Raw genomic sequence first — 4,425 nt, forward strand, 5'->3', positions numbered from 1 at the left:
AAGCAATACCATTCCCATATATCGGGCTATGTCAGGGCTTATTTTCTCTTCTTCGTCTACCCAATTGGCTAAAATTTCTATGAACGTATCAAAATCTATCGAATACATATCTCTATCTTCTTCGGTAATAAACAACTCGCTGAATAGTTTAGCGTCTGGCTGATCTTCTAATTCTTCGATATGTCCATTCTGTGATTTTTCATTCATGCTCATACTCCTTTAGCCATGTAGATACTGTGTTTCTGTGGGTTACTAGGGCTTTCGATATGTGGCTGATATTATAACCTTGTTCGTGCATTTCTTGAGCTTGTTTTCGCTTATCTTCGTACTTAGCTGACCTTGCCTGACCGCCCTTGTTACAAGCCCCTTTACGGTTTGCTCTCTTAACCCTGCATGACTGAATACGGCTGAAACGTGCTTTTGATTTTTCACTGTATGCCCCAAACCGCCCTGATTTGCAATAACGTGTAATGCTGCGGACAATGTACTTCAGCTCGTTGGGAAATAATGGCACGTCAAAACGTTGGTTAAATTCTTCTGCAATAGCAGTTAAAACACGCTCTAGCTCCCTTAGGGTAAGGTCTTGCGCTATCGGATAGGCTTGGTGTCTAACATGGTTAAACACGTTCACATTGCGCCCATAACCTTCGTCATTGGCTGGCTCTTGCTGTTGGTATGGTTTTAAATCTAAATATTCGGCTAGCTCGGCTAGGGTATAAGACGGCTTAGCCCCTGTTATATATACTTCGTGCGAGGTATGGCAAGGGTTTTTTATAAGGTTACCGCTATAGCCTTTGTCTGCTCCTAGCGCCAATCGTAGCGCCTTTTGCACACTGGCTAGATACTCTACTGGCTTAGTGCTTGCTTTACGCCACTTATCCACTGGTTTTGTTAGCCTGTAGGCGTAGTGAGCGTGCCCGTTTTCGGGATTTTTGATAATAATTTGCGGTCGTGGCAAATTATTATCATGGTAAGCGAATAGGGCTTGTGGATCGTCAATGTCAAAGACAAGCCACTTGATAATCTCGGGGTGATTGGGTTGTATGTAGGCGTGTTTTATGGCGTGTGACTTGGTGCGAATGTGGCTAAAACCCTTGCTATTAGTGCAATAAGGCTTAGTCGCTAGGTCTGCGTAGAATTGGGCTAGAGTGCTAACGCTCTGCCAGTCGGTCGGGTCTATTTGTTTGATTGCGTACACTATAAAATTTCAGTTTTGCATCAGGTAGTAGTATGGGTTACTTAAAAAATACTGAAACCTATCCCACCAAATACAAAAAAGCCTTGTCTTAGTGTGTGCGACCAACTAAAATACGCTTACGATACGTGGTTTTTAGGTGGTCGCACACTTATTAATTACATTAAGCCCTAACAGCGTCCAACTGTTGGGGCTTACTCGTTTCTAGCGTTTGAGTTTACGCCTATTTTTATCTTGTTGTAAAGGTCGAGCGGTGTTCGTGTGCATTCGTTCGCACATGAATCAACGCTGACCCAACAACTGTTAGAGCAAATCTAAACAAATAAAGTGCAATATGGATTGTTGTTTTCGTCAAACTCTTTTCCAAGTAGCCTTACTGGCTTAAGTGTATGTCCACCATCATCTGAAACCATAACTATTAGCTCTTGGTCTTCGAAAGTTTTTAGCTCCTCAATAACTTGTGAAATACTCTTATTCTCACCCCATTCCCTTTGTCCAGTCATATAATTGCCTTATATTCATTTGAATTTTCACTACAAAAATTTGTTTTAGATTAGTTTGCATACTAACAACTGCTAAAATATTAGTCTTTCAAATCCAAAACACAATAATCCTTCGATGCCCCAAAATCACATTTCTTTTTCATCACTCTAACGCACAACTCACCCTTGCATCGGCTAATATCTAAGTCACCATTTTGGTTGTTAAGCTCTGCTATCGTTGCTTTACGGTCTGCTATATCATCAAGAGTTGGTACGTAAACCACTAATCCCAAAAGTAAGGCAAAGGTAACAGCTAAAAGCCCTCCTATGTACAAAAACACAAATTTCCAACTAAGCGCCGTTCTCGCTTCTCTGATTTCTTGTGCTGCTTTCATTGCCTCCCTAGATGCTTGTCTAAGGTCTTGAGCCGCTTTGGTTGCATGGTTACTTAAATCACTTTCTATGGATGTTCTAGCGCCATTGAGAGAGTCCGTAAATAAGTGCTGAGCGAGGTTTGGTAGTTGTTTGTGCAAGCTCTCTATCTGGGCTTGTTGTTTGTTGATTATATCGATGGTTTGGTCAATATTCTTTTGCTGTTCTTCTGCGTGTGCCATCAGTGCAAATAGATGCTGTTTTGTGCTGTCATCGCTCATGGTTCAATACCTCTGTCCTGCTGCTTTTCGTGGGTTTTTTCTAGTTCCTGACTGACTAATTTTTGTTGCTGCTGCGCTTGTTTAAATAACTCATATTCTGCTTTGAAGTCCTGCATCCCTTTGGCTTGCTCTTTGATGTTCTCTATCTCTGTCTTAGCCTCTGTAAGGGCTGCAAACTCTATCTGTAAATCACGCAACTGCTGATTATCTGCGGTAATCTCTCGGTTTAGATCGCCTTTGTCGGTCGCAATACCCCTGCGCTCCATTGCTGACGCTTTCCAACCAATCTTAATCGTTGGTTTCTGCTCTATCCCTTGCTGCTTTAGGGTTCTGTGGTCGATACGTTCATCAATACCTAGTTTTTCTAACTGAGCGTTTACGATGTTTTCCCACTCTTTGCGTAACTCTTTGATTTCGGTGGTTGAGGAACTTAGCCCCAACGCTTTACGCTTGGTGTTGGATAGCTCAATAGCTGCCTTGTCGCCTAGCTCAATGCCATTATCTGTAAGACTAAATTCTCTTGTCGTGGTCATAATATGGGCGTGATAATTGCGGTTATCGCCCTGCTTATCAGGTGTATGAATAGCCACATCAACGGCTACGTTATATCGCTCTGCTAAGACTTTGGCGAACCTGACCGCTACCCTTGCGCCCTCATTTTTTTTGAAGTCTTTGCGCTTGTCTTTGTCTTTGGGTATCAGCTCGTGAGGTATCGCTAAAACCCACTCCCTAGCAGTGCGCCCATCTTTACGATTTTCGGCAAGCTCCGCCTTATTCCATAACTCGCTGCGGTCAATTTGTTTAAAGTTCTTATCGAAAGCAAACGCCATTTCTACACCGCCACGCTTGCTATAGTCGTGTGTTTTACCTGAGCGTTTATCCTCAATTTTCACTCCTGCACGATACGCAGCCGATGCAGTTGCACTTCTGCCACTGGTACGACTAATCGGTTTTGTGGTCGCATAGTAAATTGCCATTTCCAAAATCTCGCTAGTAAGGTTTCTAAGGTTTTGGCTTTTGCTCCGCAGGACGTATTTAGGATTTGAAAATTTATGCAACAACGTGGAATAAATTTCTCAAGTCGTAAATGCGCACTTATCTAAAAAGACAGATAAGTGAAAAGACAAAACTACAATGATATACTAGCATAAACAATTTAATTTAAGGACGACACCATGCTAACCATAGAACAAAAACTAGCAAGAAATGAAGCCGAAAGAAAGCGCTTAATGGCTAAAAAAAATTCATTAGAAACAGGTCAAAAAGTAATTATTGGCGGTATGTTTCTATCCCTTGCTAAAACCAACACTGGTATTGCCAAATTTATACTTGAAAACGCTAGCACTCACATCACCCGTCCAGCTGATATAAAACGGATCGAACCCCTACTCGAAGAATTAAAACAAGCTATGGTCAGTGATACTAACGAAAATAACTCACTCTAAATCTAACTTGCCTTGTCCATTTTTTTTGACGTACTCAATCATATAATCACGTACTAATTGGCTTGCAGTACGATTGTTGTCTTTCGCTATACGCTTGAACGACTCAATCAGGTCTTTGTCAGCTCGACAAGTAAACGTGCTGTCATTGGTCTTGGTTGTCATAATTTTGCCCTTTTGGTGCAATGTTTACGCATTATATTAACATTGTTAGTGCATTGCAATAAAATACTGAGTCAGTCAGAGAATTATCAAAAACCCAAAAACAACAGGCGTTCTTAAATGGGCTATAAGGGCTTAGAAATTACCAAACGATACTAGGGTAGCAGGAACACCAAATAAACAGCAGTAAGGGGCTAATTTAAGCCAAATAGACGTATAATCAAGATAGGTTTGAGGGGATAGATACGAAACGGTAGAACATTAGGCTTGTTGGCAGGGTCACGGCAATCGACTGCGGCCGATTGAAAAAGACGGATTAAATTTTTATCTATTTTAAATTAGCCTAAGCACAAAAGAATTGATTAGATATTCTTAACGGCAACAAAAAAAGAAAAGCGCCCTAACGGGCTATTACCTGATTACGGTGGCACTTGTGCATTTTTGAAATGATTATCATTATCATTACTATCCTCTAATCTTTGGGCGACTCC

The 4,425-nt window shown here is 41.3% G+C and carries 7 protein-coding genes; 1 reads left to right on the forward strand and 6 read right to left on the reverse strand.

Annotated features, from left to right (window positions below; genetic code table 11):
- The 5 genes from JMV76_RS14435 to JMV76_RS14455 all read right to left on the reverse strand — a co-directional run.
- On the reverse strand, positions 1-207 hold a 207-nt coding region (locus JMV76_RS14435), incomplete at its 3' end, for a hypothetical protein (protein WP_201503157.1).
- Complete coding sequence (locus JMV76_RS14440) at positions 200-1,198, reverse strand: replication initiation protein (protein ID WP_201503158.1); 999 nt, start codon at positions 1,196-1,198, stop codon at positions 200-202. The genes JMV76_RS14440 and JMV76_RS14435, both read right to left, overlap by 8 nt.
- A gap of 311 nt (positions 1,199-1,509) precedes the next feature.
- Positions 1,510-1,698: a hypothetical protein gene (locus tag JMV76_RS14445; protein ID WP_201503159.1), complete on the reverse strand. Its 189-nt coding sequence runs from the start codon at positions 1,696-1,698 to the stop codon at positions 1,510-1,512.
- Between the two features lie 80 nt (positions 1,699-1,778).
- Positions 1,779-2,330 carry a hypothetical protein gene (locus JMV76_RS14450; RefSeq protein ID WP_201503160.1) on the reverse strand — a complete coding sequence of 184 codons (552 nt, stop codon included), beginning with the start codon at positions 2,328-2,330 and terminating at the stop codon, positions 1,779-1,781.
- Positions 2,327-3,307, reverse strand: a complete 981-nt coding sequence (locus tag JMV76_RS14455) for a MobA/MobL family protein (RefSeq protein ID WP_201503161.1) — start codon at positions 3,305-3,307, stop codon at positions 2,327-2,329. Before JMV76_RS14455 ends, JMV76_RS14450 begins: the two co-directional genes overlap by 4 nt.
- A 198-nt stretch (positions 3,308-3,505) precedes the next feature.
- Between JMV76_RS14455 and JMV76_RS14460 the strand changes: the two genes are divergently transcribed.
- Positions 3,506-3,775, forward strand: coding sequence for a hypothetical protein (locus tag JMV76_RS14460; RefSeq protein ID WP_201503162.1), 270 nt, complete (start codon positions 3,506-3,508; stop codon positions 3,773-3,775).
- On the opposite strand, the gene JMV76_RS14465 is transcribed toward JMV76_RS14460, so the two are convergent.
- On the reverse strand, positions 3,767-3,937 hold the full coding sequence (locus tag JMV76_RS14465; protein ID WP_201503163.1) for a DUF6364 family protein: 171 nt from the start codon (positions 3,935-3,937) through the stop codon (positions 3,767-3,769). The two genes, JMV76_RS14460 and JMV76_RS14465, sit on opposite strands and share 9 nt — an antisense overlap.
- Positions 3,938-4,425: the final 488 nt, after the last annotated feature.

The sequence above is a fragment of the Psychrobacter cibarius genome, from assembly GCF_904845955.1.
In the GTDB taxonomy this organism is placed as follows: Bacteria; Pseudomonadota; Gammaproteobacteria; order Pseudomonadales; family Moraxellaceae; genus Psychrobacter; species Psychrobacter cibarius_B.

What these genes read in the sequence shown, in the direction of transcription:
- JMV76_RS14450 (WP_201503160.1), bottom strand. Translation starts at nt 2,330, where the DNA reads ATGAGCGATGACAGCACAAAACAGCATCTATTTGCACTGATGGCACAC.
- JMV76_RS14445 (WP_201503159.1), bottom strand. Translation starts at nt 1,698, where the DNA reads ATGACTGGACAAAGGGAATGGGGTGAGAATAAGAGTATTTCACAAGTT.
- JMV76_RS14460 (WP_201503162.1), top strand. Translation starts at nt 3,506, where the DNA reads ATGCTAACCATAGAACAAAAACTAGCAAGAAATGAAGCCGAAAGAAAG.
- JMV76_RS14455 (WP_201503161.1), bottom strand. Translation starts at nt 3,307, where the DNA reads ATGGCAATTTACTATGCGACCACAAAACCGATTAGTCGTACCAGTGGC.
- JMV76_RS14465 (WP_201503163.1), bottom strand. Translation starts at nt 3,937, where the DNA reads ATGACAACCAAGACCAATGACAGCACGTTTACTTGTCGAGCTGACAAA.